This is a genomic window from Candidatus Zixiibacteriota bacterium (genome assembly GCA_034003725.1).
GTDB lineage: Bacteria > Zixibacteria > MSB-5A5 > GN15 > FEB-12 > WJMS01.
The window spans coordinates 90,595-105,110 of record JAVEYB010000006.1 but is presented as its reverse complement, the minus strand read 5'-3'; the positions used below and the strand labels follow the sequence as shown (position 1 = coordinate 105,110).

15 protein-coding genes are annotated in these 14,516 nt (G+C 59.6%); 11 read left to right on the top strand and 4 right to left on the bottom strand.

Annotation, left to right across the window (positions count from 1 at the left end; translation table 11 throughout):
• The first annotated feature begins 223 nt into the window (after positions 1 to 223).
• The 4 genes from RBT76_08760 to RBT76_08745 all read left to right on the top strand — a co-directional run bounded on the left by RBT76_08760 (position 224) and on the right by RBT76_08745 (position 3,242).
• A complete protein-coding gene (locus RBT76_08760; GenBank protein ID MDX9857866.1) occupies positions 224 to 829 on the top strand; it encodes a hypothetical protein in 606 nt (201 codons plus the stop codon).
• A 118-nt stretch (positions 830 to 947) separates the two neighbouring features.
• Positions 948 to 2,012 carry a L,D-transpeptidase family protein gene (locus tag RBT76_08755; GenBank protein ID MDX9857865.1) on the top strand — a complete coding sequence of 355 codons (1,065 nt, stop codon included), beginning with the start codon at positions 948 to 950 and terminating at the stop codon, positions 2,010 to 2,012.
• On the top strand, positions 2,009 to 2,614 hold the full coding sequence (locus RBT76_08750; protein MDX9857864.1) for a L,D-transpeptidase: 606 nt from the start codon (positions 2,009 to 2,011) through the stop codon (positions 2,612 to 2,614). Before RBT76_08755 ends, RBT76_08750 begins: the two co-directional genes overlap by 4 nt.
• Positions 2,580 to 3,242 carry a hypothetical protein gene (locus RBT76_08745; protein MDX9857863.1) on the top strand — a complete coding sequence of 221 codons (663 nt, stop codon included), beginning with the start codon at positions 2,580 to 2,582 and terminating at the stop codon, positions 3,240 to 3,242. Before RBT76_08750 ends, RBT76_08745 begins: the two co-directional genes overlap by 35 nt.
• 18 nt (positions 3,243 to 3,260) lie before the next feature.
• Here the strand turns inward: RBT76_08745 and RBT76_08740 are convergent, their stop codons facing one another.
• The gene (locus RBT76_08740) at positions 3,261 to 4,079 is read right to left on the bottom strand and encodes a class I SAM-dependent methyltransferase (protein MDX9857862.1); all 819 of its coding nucleotides are present in this window, start codon (positions 4,077 to 4,079) and stop codon (positions 3,261 to 3,263) included.
• Positions 4,080 to 4,278: 199 nt separating this feature from the next.
• Here RBT76_08740 and RBT76_08735 point away from each other — a divergent pair, with 199 nt between their 5' ends.
• The 6 genes from RBT76_08735 (at position 4,279) to RBT76_08710 (ending at position 9,811) form a co-directional block, all read left to right on the top strand.
• A complete protein-coding gene (locus RBT76_08735) occupies positions 4,279 to 4,713 on the top strand; it encodes a MarR family transcriptional regulator (GenBank protein ID MDX9857861.1) in 435 nt (144 codons plus the stop codon).
• A gap of 62 nt (positions 4,714 to 4,775) precedes the next feature.
• Positions 4,776 to 5,474 carry a pirin family protein gene (locus RBT76_08730; GenBank protein ID MDX9857860.1) on the top strand — a complete coding sequence of 233 codons (699 nt, stop codon included), beginning with the start codon at positions 4,776 to 4,778 and terminating at the stop codon, positions 5,472 to 5,474.
• Between the two features lie 146 nt (positions 5,475 to 5,620).
• The gene (locus RBT76_08725) at positions 5,621 to 7,270 is read left to right on the top strand and encodes a sigma-54-dependent Fis family transcriptional regulator (protein MDX9857859.1); all 1,650 of its coding nucleotides are present in this window, start codon (positions 5,621 to 5,623) and stop codon (positions 7,268 to 7,270) included.
• 241 nt (positions 7,271 to 7,511) lie between these two features.
• Complete coding sequence (locus tag RBT76_08720) at positions 7,512 to 7,811, top strand: hypothetical protein (protein MDX9857858.1); 300 nt, start codon at positions 7,512 to 7,514, stop codon at positions 7,809 to 7,811.
• Positions 7,812 to 8,028: 217 nt separating this feature from the next.
• The gene (locus tag RBT76_08715; protein ID MDX9857857.1) at positions 8,029 to 9,417 is read left to right on the top strand and encodes an acetyl-CoA hydrolase/transferase C-terminal domain-containing protein; all 1,389 of its coding nucleotides are present in this window, start codon (positions 8,029 to 8,031) and stop codon (positions 9,415 to 9,417) included.
• 34 nt (positions 9,418 to 9,451) lie between these two features.
• The gene (locus RBT76_08710; GenBank protein ID MDX9857856.1) at positions 9,452 to 9,811 is read left to right on the top strand and encodes a VOC family protein; all 360 of its coding nucleotides are present in this window, start codon (positions 9,452 to 9,454) and stop codon (positions 9,809 to 9,811) included.
• Positions 9,812 to 9,933: 122 nt separating this feature from the next.
• Here the strand turns inward: RBT76_08710 and RBT76_08705 are convergent, their stop codons facing one another.
• Complete coding sequence (locus tag RBT76_08705; protein MDX9857855.1) at positions 9,934 to 11,340, bottom strand: serine hydrolase domain-containing protein; 1,407 nt, start codon at positions 11,338 to 11,340, stop codon at positions 9,934 to 9,936.
• A 282-nt stretch (positions 11,341 to 11,622) separates the two neighbouring features.
• Here RBT76_08705 and RBT76_08700 point away from each other — a divergent pair, with 282 nt between their 5' ends.
• Positions 11,623 to 12,096 (top strand): VOC family protein, encoded by a 474-nt coding sequence (locus RBT76_08700; protein ID MDX9857854.1) that lies wholly within the window; start codon positions 11,623 to 11,625, stop codon positions 12,094 to 12,096.
• 80 nt (positions 12,097 to 12,176) lie between these two features.
• Here the strand turns inward: RBT76_08700 and RBT76_08695 are convergent, their stop codons facing one another.
• Complete coding sequence (locus RBT76_08695; GenBank protein ID MDX9857853.1) at positions 12,177 to 13,682, bottom strand: DegQ family serine endoprotease; 1,506 nt, start codon at positions 13,680 to 13,682, stop codon at positions 12,177 to 12,179.
• A gap of 109 nt (positions 13,683 to 13,791) precedes the next feature.
• On the bottom strand, positions 13,792 to 14,211 hold the full coding sequence (locus tag RBT76_08690) for an Hsp20/alpha crystallin family protein (GenBank protein MDX9857852.1): 420 nt from the start codon (positions 14,209 to 14,211) through the stop codon (positions 13,792 to 13,794).
• Positions 14,212 to 14,516: the final 305 nt, after the last annotated feature.

Genomic DNA, 14,516 nt, shown 5'->3' with positions numbered 1-14,516 from the left:
CGAAGAGCGGGGAAGCAGACATGCCGCTCGGTGAGGTGGTCAGGCGCCGGGATGACTGTCCGATGACAGGATACCGGGAAGAGACGTTAGCGAAAACCAAATAGATGAGAACAGACCGTTCGCGGTCAACATGACGGATATGCAACGGGTCGCCGGACCGACGCATGTCCTTTTTTTGTAACCTTAGTGTTCGAGAAGAACAGCCGGCGGGAGGAATCAACGTATGTTTACGCGTGTGTCGTCGGTGCTGGTGGCACTCGCGCTGTTGTGGGTCGTTGGCTGCAGCAGCGTCCCTACAGAACAGATCGCAACCACTGACAAGGCTTTCGAAAGCGCCAAAGCCGCCGAGGCAGAACAGTACGCCGCCATGTCGTTCCAGATGGCGATGGATACATTGAACGCCGCGAAGGTAGAGCAGCAGGCGCAGGACGGCAAGTTTTCGCTGCTGCGCAGCTACGACAAGTCCCGTGACCTGTACGCCGCGGCCGAACGGCTGGCCGCCCAGGCGGTAACCGACGCCGCAGCCGAGAAGCAGCGCGTCCAGGAAGAGGTTCGGACGCTGCTTGCCGATGCGGAGACGCTGATGGCGACCGTTGACGCGGCTGTGAAGGCTGCCCCGGTGGCGAAGGGTACGCGGGCCGATATCGAGCTGCTCAAAGCCGATTTCACCGCCGCCCAGACCTCGTTCTCCGATGCGCGGGCCGATTTTGACGCCGGCAGTTTCCTGACCGCCCGCACCAAAGCTAACTCGACCATGGAAAAACTGCAAAGCATCATGACGCAGATCGAGGAAGCCAAGGCGCGCAAGACAACCAGGTCCAAGACCTGATTGACGCCGAAGGAACGGATATGATTCGAAGGACCGTCGCTCGACGGTCCTTCGTTGTTTGGCGATGCAATTACCTGGGTTCATACGACGGCATCGGTGGCTTGCGCTGGCGATTACAATGGGCATCGCTGTCGCCGCTTCGCTGGCAGCCCGATGGCACGCGATAACGACCCATCACGAGCGTACGCTCGCCCGTTACCGCGAATCCCTGAGCGTTCTGCAGGACGCGCAGCTCAACCAGTCAGCGCGTTGGGCGCCGAACGCATTCGCTCAGGCGCGGTCGCAATTGAACGCCGCCCAGGCTGAACTCGACAGCCAGAATCAGCGGTGGCTGCTGATGCGGGACTATTCGGTGGCAGACTCACTTCTGGCCAGCGCATCCGGCCAGGTCCGCGAGACGATGAAGCTGGCGCGCGATGCCGCGCGCAGCGAGCGCGACACCGTGACAAAACGTCACCGGGAGCTGGCCCGAAGAATCGAAGTGCGGCAGAAAGACCTCGATACATCGCTCTTCCGCCTCGACACGTACCGCCTGCTCACACATGCCAGCACGCAGTTGGATGTGGCGGCAAATCTGATGGACGAGGGGCACACCAGCGAAGCGCTGGCGGCGCTCGACAGCTGCGAGGAGAGCCTTGAGGCCCTCAAGCGGCGACTCGATCGACATCGTTCCGAGGAATCATCGCGACAGGCCGAATGGGACGAGTGGGTGTCACAGACGCTCGCGACATCGAAGGCAACAGGTACCCGGGCGATAGTCGTGGACAAGTCGGCGCACCGGTTGCTGCTGGTTTCGCGTGGGAAAATCAGCAAGACGTTTTCCTGTGATCTGGGGTTCAACCCGGCCGTACAGAAGATACAGAGCGGCGACGGCGCCACGCCGGAGGGGATGTACCGGGTGACGTGGGTGCGCCCGACAGGGAGCAAGTATTACAAGGCCCTGATGTTGAACTACCCCAATGACCGGGACCGCACGCGGTTCTCGGCCAACCGGGAGTCGGGCCTGATAAACAACAGTGCGAGAATCGGCGGACTTATCGAAATTCACGGCTACGGCGGGCAGGGGCGTGACTGGACCAACGGGTGCGTAGCCCTCTCAAACGAAGATATGGACACACTGATGAAATATGTCGAGGTCGGCACGCCGGTGACCATCGTCCGTCGGTCAGGACTGGTGCCATGAGCAGACACAATCTTACCGTCTGGAAAGCGGGGGTTGTCGCGTTGCTCGTTGCAGCACCGCTGTCGATCGGTGCGGATTCGCTTTCGACATCGAGCGCTCCCCCAGCCGTCGGCGTGACGGACACAACGACAAAAACGGAGGTCCGTCGGTCGCGCAGGCTTCCCCGCCCGTATATCGTGATCGATCGCTACGCGAACCGGCTTTTCGTTCGGACCGAGGATTCGGTGCTGATAGACGCCGTGTGTTCCACCGGCTCCGGGGCCATGCTCACCGACAGCGTGACCGGCCGTCGCTGGGTGTTTGATACGCCTGCCGGCAAGTACAAAGTTGACAGCAAGCTGGTCGACCCGTGGTGGCGCAAGCCCGACTGGGCGTTTTTGGAAGACAGCCTGCCCATCCCGACCTCGGAGCATGAACGGTTCGACTCGGAAATGCTGGGGGCGTATGCGATCGGTTTCGGGGACGGTTACTTCATACACGGAACCTTGTACGAACGTCTGCTCGGTGTGAGCGTTACGCATGGGTGCGTGCGTCTTGGCGCCGATGACCTGGAGAAGGTGTTTCGTTATGTCACGATCGGAACGCCCGTCTATATTTACTAAGGGAACACATGCGGCCGTCGCGGGCCTCGCTGTCACCCTGCTCGTGGTAGCCCTGCTGGTGGTCGTTTCGATGCGTGATCGGAAAGCTGCGCCCGCAACGACGGAGTCGTCGGCCCAGAGTACGCCGTCATCGGTCGCGTCCACTCTCTCGCTGATTGTGGATCTCACGCGCGGCAAGTTACGGCTCAGCATGGACGGTACGACGGTGTGGGACACACCGTTGATTCTCGCATCGGACTCCGATGAAGTTGCATCGTTTGCGGAAACCCTCAGTCGCGATGAGATCGGGGCGGCGTTCATTCGGCGAGTGCATCTTTTTGGCGGCAGCCGTCCCGTACCCGACTCAATCCTGACCATAGTGGCCCGTGCTGAAAACCTTCCGCTCCAGCACTTGCAGCGCTATTTGCCGGAACGCTTCCTGATCGAGTTGAGCAACGGCTCGAGTATCGACGTCATCACCGATGTTTCCGGAGAGGCCGTATCGCGCTTCGATAACGCTCTTGAAACCGGCCGCTCGTTGTGGCGTTCTCTCGCCGGGGGATCGAGACTTCGCATACAATTGCCCGGCAAGGAAGGCATGTCGCTTTATGGCGCCAGCCGGCCCGGCGTGGCCGTGCTGGTTCGATGAGATAACGCAGGCCCCGTTTCAGCGCGGCCGAAATACCCCGCTCACGACTTCTATCCGGCCCTCTTCAAGATTCCGCAGGACATTGGCAGCCTTTCGTCCGGCATCGACCGGTATGATGATTGAAGGGCTCAGAGGAGGGCGCACCGCTCGGGCAATCCGCATCGCCGACCGGAAGAAGGCGACTGCCTCGCCGGTCAGATCGCATGTCGACACCGGTTCAAACCCTGCCTGCTCGACCGTGAAAAAGAACGTCTCTTTTGACAAGAGGTGGCTGTGTTCGGCCGATTCGGCCCAGAAGACGGGAAAATGAATACCCGGCGATTCACCTGCGACCACCTCGTAAAGCGCCAGCCGACCATGCGGCCGCATTACTCTACGGCACTCCTCGAAGAGCCCGGTTTTGTCTGCAATGTTCGCGCAAAGATGTTGCATCCAGACAATCTCGAAGCTTCCCGCCGCAAACGGCAGCCGTGATGCATCGGCGCGTACGCAGGCGATGCGGTTTTCCAGTCCGACGATCCGATTGAGCCATGTTGCTGCGCGGCAGAATTCGAACGTAACATCGGTCGCCGTAACCCGAGCGCCGAACTCGGCCGCAAGCGTGCGTGCCGGACCGCCGACCCCGCATCCGATGTCGAGGACGTGTTCGCCCGGTCGAACATCGGCAGCTCGAGCCAGCTGTCGGGTCTGGTCGCGGCCGCCAATATGGAACTCATCAAACGAGGCCATATCGTCGCGGGTGAGCGATTCCACCGGCAGTCCGACAGAGTCGGCCGCCGAACGTATCCGAGCGATTATATCGGTCGGCGCATAATGCCGGGGTCGTTGATACGTCATGACCTGCGGTTTCTATTCGTTTCCAGATGAGGCGCTTCAGGGTTGTCCCGAGCGGGTATCTTTGGACTGTCAAACAGCGGGGGCGCGACTGAAGTTCGATGGGGGAACGCGCGGGAACTCTGAGATGAGTTATTTGTTATAACAAATGTCGTTACAACGAGTGTATCTGAACGTCACATGAGACCGATAAGGGTGGCCCATGGCGGTAGCTGAGACACAGTCGCAGGAGATAGTGATTGCCGTGTTGAAGACGGCCGAACGATTTCGAGATGAGTTTTCGAGTGTGCTTAAGGTGCACGAGATCACCGAACCGCAGTTCAATGTCCTGCGGATTCTCCGCGGGTCGCAACAGCAGCCGCTGTCGTGCCAGCAGATCGGTGAGCGCATGATTACGCGGGTGCCCGATATTACCCGGCTGCTCGATCGCCTCGAAAGACGCCGGTTGGTCAGGCGCGAGCGAAGCGACTTTGATCGACGGGTGGTTCAGACAAGGATTACGGAAGAGGGTTTATCGCTGCTGTCTGCGCTGGATCGTCCGATGCGCGAATACCATCGGACCCGTTTTCTCCACATGACCCGACAGGAACTGGCGCAGCTGGCGGGCCTGCTGGCCAAAGCATACCAGCCGGGGTGAAATGATTATTCAGGCTAAAAACGTGTTTGAACACATATTACGCATAACGAAAGGAGCACACGATGATTACTGTCCGCCCTGCCGCCGAGCGCGGCCACGCCGACCACGGCTGGCTCGATACGTGGCACACGTTTTCGTTTGCCGGCTATCGTGATCCGGCCCATATGGGGTTCCGTGTCCTGCGGGTGATCAACGATGATCGGGTCGCGCCGGGTGGAGGGTTCGGCACGCACCCGCACAACGACATGGAGATCATCACGTATGTGCTGGACGGCGCTCTCGAACACAAGGACAGTCTGGGTACGGGATCCGTGATTCGTCGCGGCGATGTCCAGCGCATGAGTGCGGGACGAGGGGTTCTCCACAGCGAGTTTAACCCGTCGCAGGAGGACCACGTTCACCTTCTGCAGATCTGGCTATACCCGTCGGAACGTGGTCTCGAGCCCTCGTACGATCAGAAGCACTTCCCCGACGAGAGCAAGCACAACGTGCTGAAGCTGCTGGTATCGCCGGATGGTCGCGACGGGTCGCTGGCAATGCACCAGGATGCTTTCCTGTATGCCGCCATCATCGACGACGGCTCATCCGTCGAGCACCGATTCTCACCCGGCAGATACGGGTGGATACATGTGGCGGACGGTTCCGCGACCGTCAACGGAGCCGAAATGAGGGCCGGTGACGGCGCGGCAATCAGTGATGTCACAGAGCTGCGGATTTCGGCAAAAGAGCATGCGGAAGTGCTGTTGTTTGATCTGCCGTAATCCGGCACGCACGCCGGTCCGGCCGTACGTATCGGCCGGGCCGGCGGCATTTTTCGTGGAGCACGGAGTCGGTTAAATCGGTTGACGCGGGCAACCTTGCCGTTTAAATTTGCAACAATTGACGTTGCAAATTGAAAGGCTACGATATGCGTGCACAGGACCTCGAAATCGGCGAGCTGGTTGGAAGTTCCGACGGAAACCTGAGTCTTCAGGGGCGCCGGCTCGTCTTGCACTCTATCCATGCATTCGCACGATTCCGACGGGACCTTGTGGAGACGCTGGGAATGGAGCAGACCCGGCGCCTGTTTACACGATTCGGGTATTTCTGGGGACACGCCGATGCAGCGGCGATGCGGCGGGTTTTTCAGTGGCCCGATCAAACGGAGTTGTTGCGGGCGGGCTTCCGGCTGCAGTCGATCGAGGGGATCGCGCGGGCGCGGGTCAGCGTGCTTGATGTAGATAGCGGCAGCGGACGAATCCATATCGAATGTGACTGGCATGAATCCGGCGAAGCCGAGGAGCATGTATCGGAGATCGGCGCCACGAGAGTCCCCACATGCTGGAAGCTGGTGGGATACGCCAGCGGGTACGTGTCGCACGTGCTGGATCGCCCCGTGTACTTCCTGGAGCGTCGGTGTCGGGCGTGCGGCGATTCCTTCTGTCACGCAGAGGGGCGTGATCTGGATTCCTGGGGGGACGAAATAAAACCACATCTGAAGTATTTCGAGGCGGACGACATCATCGGGACTGTCCGTCGTCTCAGCCATGAACTGAAGAAAAAAGATCGTCAATTGACCCGCAGCCGCGGTCAGTTCGGTTCGGCGGACAACCATCGTGACACGCCGTTCTTTGTCGAAGGACGCAGTAAGGCGCTGCGGCAGGTTATCGATCTTGCGGAGCGGGTCGCCCAGTTTGATTCCTCGGTACTGATCACCGGAGAGACGGGTGTCGGTAAGGAGGTTCTGGCCCGGCACATTCACGGCGTGTCGCACCGGGCGAAGCGGCCGTTTGTCGCGGTCAACTGCGGTGCGCTTCCGGAGAGCCTGTTGGAAAGTGAGTTATTCGGATATAAGGCAGGGGCTTTTACGGGCGCCGTGCGTGACCGGACCGGGCTGTTCGAACAGGCGGCGGGGGGAACGATGTTTCTCGACGAGATAGGCGACATCACGCCCGCCATGCAGATCAAAATCCTGCGCGTCCTGCAGGAGAGAGAGATCATGCGTATCGGCGAAAGCGTTCCCCGCCCCGTCGACGTACGGATAATCGCCGCAACCAATCACGATCTCGACGCCCTTGTCAGTGAGGGGCGTTTCCGCGATGACCTTCTGTACCGGCTTCGTGTGATCGAAATCGAGATACCGCCACTTCGGCAGCGACGAGAGGATATTCTACCCCTGGCACGCTTCCTGGTCGAAAAGCTTTCCGGCAAACTTCGTCTGGAGAACCTTCGCCTTGACGCGACCTGCCTTGATTACCTGCAAGCGTATTCGTGGCCGGGCAATGTCCGCGAGCTGGAAAACGCGCTGGAGCGGGCAGCAGTGTTGAGTCGTGACAATGTCATACTTCCGGAGGCGTTGCCGCCTCTGATTGTGGCCCAGGTGGAAGCAGGAGCCGGCGAAGGGGACCCGTTATCCCGGCCGCTGGAGGATATCGTCAACAGCCACATCCTGTCCGTGCTGTATGCGTCGGGCGGCAACCGCGCCCGGACCGCGCGTATTCTCGGCATCAGTACAGCGACGCTCTGGCGAAAGCTGAAGGCCCTGGGAACGACAGGCCAACTGAGCATTTCAAAATGAAATAACGCTCTCGCCTGCCAGTCCAATTCGCCAATCAAAAGGGTCCGCTGCTCCAACGAATGGGCCACTGTTCGTGAGCCGTCCAGGCCCGTCGCAGCCGCCGTATCTGCTTGATTACCAGCGGAATGAGTGGGTGGACGAGGGTCGTGATGCGGTTGCAGGGAGGTTGCCCCGGACGACGCGTCAATCTAAATGCCCGCCCGGCACAACATTTGTAAGCAAGGCAAGCGGAGGTTGGTTTATGAAGATCACCGTTGCATCGCAGGGGCCGGATATAACGGCAGCGGCCGCTCTCGACCATCGGCCGCCGCGCTTCTGGATCGTGTACGACACTGCGACTCATACGTATGAGGTCTGCGACAGCGGTCATGTCGGCCGTCGTCCGACTGAACCGATAACTTGCAGCGATTCGGACGGTTCCACGCTCGCTATGGGCGGGACGGAGTGGCTTTCCGGGCGTAGTCTGCGGGAGATGTCGGGGATGTCGGTCGGCGATGTAATCGAGCTGGTGATGCGACCGGAGACGGTGTGTCCGGTCTGATACGCGCGCCGCTCAGCCAACTGAACTAGGGTTACTCACGGGTCGGTATCCTACTTACCGACTCGCCGCAGCAGCAAAGGTGGGCCGGATTTCTCCCCGGAATTCGGCTCCGCCGTCTCCCAAGAGGTCGGGCCGCCGGACACTCGGCGGCCCGACCTTTGTGTTGAACCGCACTTTCCGCTTGAAGAAAAGTGTCTAGTCGTGTACTCTATGGGCCATGATCAAGATCAAACATCCGTCCGAGGCGATCAATCCCGGTGTAATCAAACCGGGTAGTGTCATCTACTGCGCCGGCAACGCCGCGACGCCACGCGATTTGCTGCGGCAGCTGGCGGCAGACCTGTCGATAGTAGACGTTTCGATGTACGCCGTGCTGTTGCTGGGGGACGACTCGCTCAACGCGCTGTTCTCCGAGGAGCGATGTCAGAGGCTTACGCATCGCGTGATCTTCAACAGCTACCTTACACGAAACGCGGTCAACCGTGGATGGGCGAAATATCACCCGCTTCATTTGTCCGAGATTCCGAAATGGGTCAAGCACCGGATCAAGCCCACGGTGGCCCTTGTCTCGGTTGCCGGACCGGACCGCGGGGGCAACTACGTACTCGGCACAACCGTCGAGGGCGTTCTCAAGGCCGTGCAGGTCGCCAAAGAGTCCGGCGGGGTGGTCATTGCCGAGCGAAACGCGCGGATGCCGTTCGTGCTGGGCGACACGATTCCCGAAAGCTACATCGACTACATCTACGATACGGACTACCCTCTTCCCAAATCGCCCGTAACGTCACCGGACGACATGGCGAAGCGGATCGGAGAGATCATAGCCGCGCTGTACATTCAGGACGGTTCCGGCAGCGAGCCCGGTTCGACCCTGCAGTACGGTATCGGACAGGTACCGGAGGCGGTCACCGACGCGATCTTGAAGCGCGGGGTGAAGCACCTCGGTATTCACACCGAGTTGTTTGCGGGCGCCATGATACGGCTGGTGCAAAAGGGCGTGGTCAGCAACCGGTGGAAGAAGGCCATCAACTTCTCGATCTCGTCGATCTTTCTCGCCGAGGATCAGGCCGGGTACGACTGGCTATCGTACAACAGCGCGGTTCAAAGCCGCCCGTCGAACTACACCAATTCTGTTTTCCGTATCGCCGAGCAGCCGCGCATGGTGACGATCAACTCGGCGATCGGGATCGATCTGCACGGCAACGTGTGGGCCGACTCGCTCGATGCGCGCAAGATTTACAGTGGTGTCGGCGGCCAGTCGGATTTCATCCGCGGGGCGCAGTTTTCCAAGAACGGCGTGGCGATCATCGCTCTCAAGTCCACTACCAAGGCGGGCATCTCGAAAATTCTCGATCTCTGTCCGGCGGGAATTACGACAACCGCCACACCTTCGGACCAGGTTATCCTGGTGACCGAAAACGGCGCGCTTGATCCGCGCGGCCTGTCGCTGGGCGAGCGAGCGGTCGGAATCGCGCATCTGGCCGCGCCTGCAGAGCGCGAAAAACTGCTCAAGATCATTAGCGATAACCCGGCATTTCACAAGCCGCGACTCGCCATGAATACGGTGCCGGGGTTCACCTCATACGAGAAGGCGCTGGCGCGCCTGTAGGACGGAACCTCGGTCGTCCGGAGGAGACTGGTTTTTGCCACGACCGATCGTTTACCTCGAACTTGGCTCCACAAACGTCGCCCGGGCCGCGGCGTTTTACAGTCGCGTGTTTGACTGGCAATTCACCGACCCTCGTCAAAGCGTCTACGCAACATTCTCGTCCGGGGAGAGCGGGATCGGCGGAGGCATATACCGCACCGACACAGTCAAGCCGGGCGGAGGTATCGTGCCCTATATCTACGTGGAAGACATCGATGGTTGCTGCCGGCGAATCGAGCAGGAAGGCGGCAGGATCGTCGTCACCAGGAGCGAAATCCCCGGGACCGGCTGGTACGCGCACTTCAAGGATCTCGACGGGAACCTTCTCGGCTTGTTTACCCCCAGGGCTGAGTAGGGTCGGCTGTGCTCGAGCCCGATGCACACTCACTGTAAGACAAGAACGGCAGGACCATCAGGCTGCGCTCCTGATGGCCCCGCCGTCCGCATACAACATATGAGTGCGGCGTTTCGAAAGAGTCAGTCCAGCAGATGGAAAGTCTGATCTCCACCGCTATTCCACACGAGATCCGGACCAATCAAGTGCTCCGCAGGAGCGATAGTCGCCGATGCGGACTTGACATCGCTGCCGGCAAAGTCAGCATTGAGCGCGTCATAGACCAGTGACTGAATTTGATCCGACTGGTAGGTCGTTGGAAGCACCTGGCTCATAAAAATTCCGAACAGCCGTTCTTTCGGATCAGCCCAATAGACCGTGTTGAAGATGCCGTCCCACCCGTACGAACCGGCGCTCCAAATCTGATTGGCGCCGGGTATGTCTTTGGCGACCCAGACGCCGTAGCCGTAGCCGCACTGTGTCCACCACTGGATAGGCAAGTCGCCGATCTGGTTGGTCGTCATGCGGTCGACTGTCTCCGGCCGGAGTATGCGGACGCCGTCAAGCTCGCCGCGATTGAGCAGCATCTGAGCAAACCGGGCGTAGTCCTCAGCGGTCGAGGAAAGCCCCCCGCCACCGGAGAAATACACCTGCGCACCATCAACAGGATAATCCGGGGAAACGCCGGTGAAGAGTTCGTCCATGCGTTCCTGATTGCACCGTACGAGAGCGCCGTCTCTCTCGGTGTACAGTGTCGCGAGCCGGTCCTTCTTGCGCTCGGGAAGGTAGAAGTAGGTGTCGAACATCCGCAGCGGCTGGAACACGCGCTCCCGGAGGAACCGATCGAGAGGCTGCCCGGATACGACTTCGATAAGGTATCCGAGAACGTCGTCGCTTAAGCCGTACGTCCACTTTTCACCCGGATTGTGAAGCAGGGGCAGGGTTGCAAGGGCGCGCACAGCCTCGCCGATTCGCTTGTCCCGGACCGTCACAAGATCCGGGATGCCGGCCCTGGCGTACAGCGCCGCGAGAGTGTCATTGAAAAGCCCGTACCCGATCCCCGACGTGTGGGTAAGCAAGTCGTGGATCGTGATCTCGCGACTTGCCGGCACCGCGGTAAAAGTCGTGTCATCCCAACTGAACTCCGCGAGCACCCGCGGATGGGCGAAGTCCGGTATGAACCGGGAGACCGGATCGGTCAGTTGAAAATACCCCTGTTCGTGGAGCATCAGGGTGGCCACGGAGATAATCGGTTTGGTCATCGACGCCAGACGGAAAAATGAATCCGGCGTCAACGGCGTATGGGATTCCCGGTTGGCATATCCGAAGACTCCTTGATACACGACGTGGCCGTCTCTCGCCACTATCGCGACCGCGCCGGGAAGAGCACCGGCGCTCAGCTCCTCCTGAAAGTGACGATCGATTCGTTCAAGTCGATCCGGATCGAGGCCGAATTGCCCCGGGTCGCCGGTCGGCAGACCTTGTCCGGTTGCGGCCGAAATCAGCAACAGGGCGGCGACAAGCGCTGTGAAGAATGCCCGTTTGTTCATGAGAGACCTCCTGGTTTTAGGTTGATCGTTGCTCGTGAGGATAGAAACGGCATAAACGGGCAGGGCAACAATCGCAGGACTACCGTATTTGGCTGACGGCAGTACGGTACCGCCGGGCGACCTTGTCGCGGCGCAACTGGAAGAGGCACAATACACTAGTCTGATATACCGTGGGGAACGTGACCTGATAAAGTCTACAATGTGATTGCGAAGCGGCTTCCCGGGACGTAGCTTGACGGGGCGGGGAAACATGCTCGCAAGAGCGCTACAAAGGAGTCATCGATGCAACGTGTTACGCCCTTTTTGTGGTTCGACGGGCAGGCCGAAGAGGCAGCCCAATTTTACACGTCGATCTTCAAAGATTCGAAAATCAAACATGTCAGTCGCTATGGCGAGGGTGCGCCGGTTCCGGCCGGAACCGTCATGACCGTCTCGTTTCTTCTGTTCGGGCAGGAATTTGTCGCACTGAACGGTGGTCCGCAATTCAAGTTTTCGCCCGCAGTTTCCCTTCTCGTAAGGTGCGAGTCGCAGGAAGAAGTCGATCACTATTGGGATCGACTGCTCGACGGGGGCCAGGCGATGGCGTGCGGCTGGCTGACGGACAAGTACGGCCTGGCGTGGCAGATCATACCTGCCGTGTTTATGGATTTCATTCAGGACAAAGACCAGGCCAAAGTGAATCGCGTCATGCAGGCCATGATGCAGATGGTCAAACTCGATATCGCCGCACTGCGGGCTGCATACGACGGGAAGTAGCCGCCGCGACGCGTAACGGCTTAGCGCCGTCAGGCAGAATGCCCGACGGCGCCGAGTGTGAGTTGTAAACCGGGGGTGTGTTATCTGAGCGCAAAGGCGAGGAAGAACGCGTTGCCTCCGCGAATGACGCGAAGCAGCACGCTGTCGCCGCGCTTCTTCTCATTTATCACCGTGTAAAACTGATCGGAACTCTGGACACGCTGGCGCTCCACGGACCGGATCAGGTCGCCTTCGCGCAGACCGGCCTCGTACGCGGGACTCTGCGGGTCCAGTGACGTCACCACCACACCGGTCGCACGCTGATCGATATTATATCGACGCGCCAGATCGTTACTCATGGTCTGCACCGAAAACCCGAGCATATCTTCGATATCGGTTGTCACTCCGCCGCGGGCCAATTCCGACGGAAGTTCACCGAGCGTCACGGTCAGCGTGATAGCCCGGTCGTTGCGAATAACGCCAAGTCTGACCGACGAGCCGGGCGGCGTGGCGGCGATCTGGTTGCGGAGTTGCGAAGAATTCCTGATTTCACGACCATCGACCGACGTGATAAGATCGCCGGCTTCGAGTCCGGCTTTTGCCGCCGGGCTGTCTTCGCTGACATCGCCGACCAGCGCGCCGGTGGTCTGCGGCAGTTTCATGGCCTGTGCGATAGTCTCGTCGACATCCTGAATACTGACACCCAGCCAGCCGCGCACCACGCGTCCCTCGCTTATAAGGGAGTTCATGACGCGCATGGCCATATTCGACGGTACGGCGAATCCGATCCCCTGGAAGCCGCCGGAGCGGCTGACAATCGCGGTGTTCAGCCCCACCAGGGTGCCGTCGAGATTCACCAGCGGGCCTCCGGAATTACCCGGGTTGATAGCGGCATCGGTCTGAATGAAATCTTCGTAGTCGGCGAGGCCGACATTCGAGCGCCCCTTGGCGCTGACAATCCCCTGGGTGACGGTCGCGGCGAGGTTTTCGCTCATGGGCGATCCGATCGCCAGAACGATCTCACCCACCTGCAGGCTGTCGCTGTTCCCGATCGTAATGAACGGGAGATTGTCGGCATCGATCCGGAGTACCGCGATATCGGTCTGCGGGTCGGTGCCCACTACTTCGGCGGTGTGGCGGCTGCCGTCGTAGAGCCCGACATAAATGCTGTCAGCACTTGCGACGACGTGGTTGTTCGTCAGGATATAGCCGTCGGCGCTGACAATCACGCCGGAACCGAGCCCTTCCTGTCGGTACTCCTGTTCTTCGGGCTGCCGGCGGTTGTCGCGCGGACCGAAGAAGAAATCAAAAAACGGATCGTTTGCGAACGGCGAACTGAACGGGCTGCGCCGCTGCATGGTCAGGATCCGTTCGGTGGACACGGTGACTACCGCCGGCTTCACCTGAGCGGCGAGGTCGATGAAGGCGCGATTGAGATCGCGAAGGGTCATCAGAGGCCGATCCTGGCCGGCAGGTGACGGACCGATCGGCTGCTGGGCCACGCCGGTACCGACAGCAGCGACCAGCGCAAACAGCAGTGCGCTCACCAGTACGCCGCGAAGGACCAGGCGCCGGGCCCGGACGGTTTCATGTGTTTGTGTATCCATGTTCCTAAGTACACACAAAGGCGTCGGTTCGTTCCGTGTATCAACAGCAACGGCCGACCTTGCCGGCCGGCCGTCACCGTGCGCTTTGGTGTCTTCCGGGGAGAAGGAATTACGAGACCTTGATGTCGATTTCCTTCGGCTTGGCCTCTTCCCGTTTGTCCAGTCGAACTTCAAGAATACCGTTTTTGTACTCCGCCTTGATCGAACTCGTGTCGACCGTCCGCGGAAGCGTGAACTGCCGGCAGAACGAGCCGGTTCGGATCTCGCGGCGCACGTAGCTGTCGCCGTTCTCTTCGATTCTGCTCTCGCGGTTACCGGAGATGCTCAGAATGTTGTCCTTGATCTGTACCTTGATGTCTTTCTTGTCCATTCCGGGCACCTCGAACGACATCGATAGATAGTCGTTTTTATCCACGATGTCTACGCGAGGAGTGTACTCGGATTCCCAGCGGTTGAACATGGACGGGACGGAAAAGAAGTCCTCAAAAAACGGGTCCAACCACCGGTTGGTACCTGGAGTGCGTTTCATAAGGCTCTTCATGTGTCTTTCCTCCTTTTGTTTGGCTCTTTGAGATAGTTTCGAGCGATTGAGAGTCAAAGACTGTGCCGGTTTCGGCATGTTATTGCCGTACAATAAATTGCATTCTTTGCCCGGAATCCGGACAGGATTGCACTGTCATTTTGACCGGATTTGCGTGTCACAATGGACGATCTTCTATGTCACATTGACAGCCGCACTGCCGATTCGACTTGGTGACCTCGCACGCGGCGGGACTGATCACACGGACGACTGTCCTCGCGTCCCGTCCTCGCACGCCATGAAACCCCGAACGG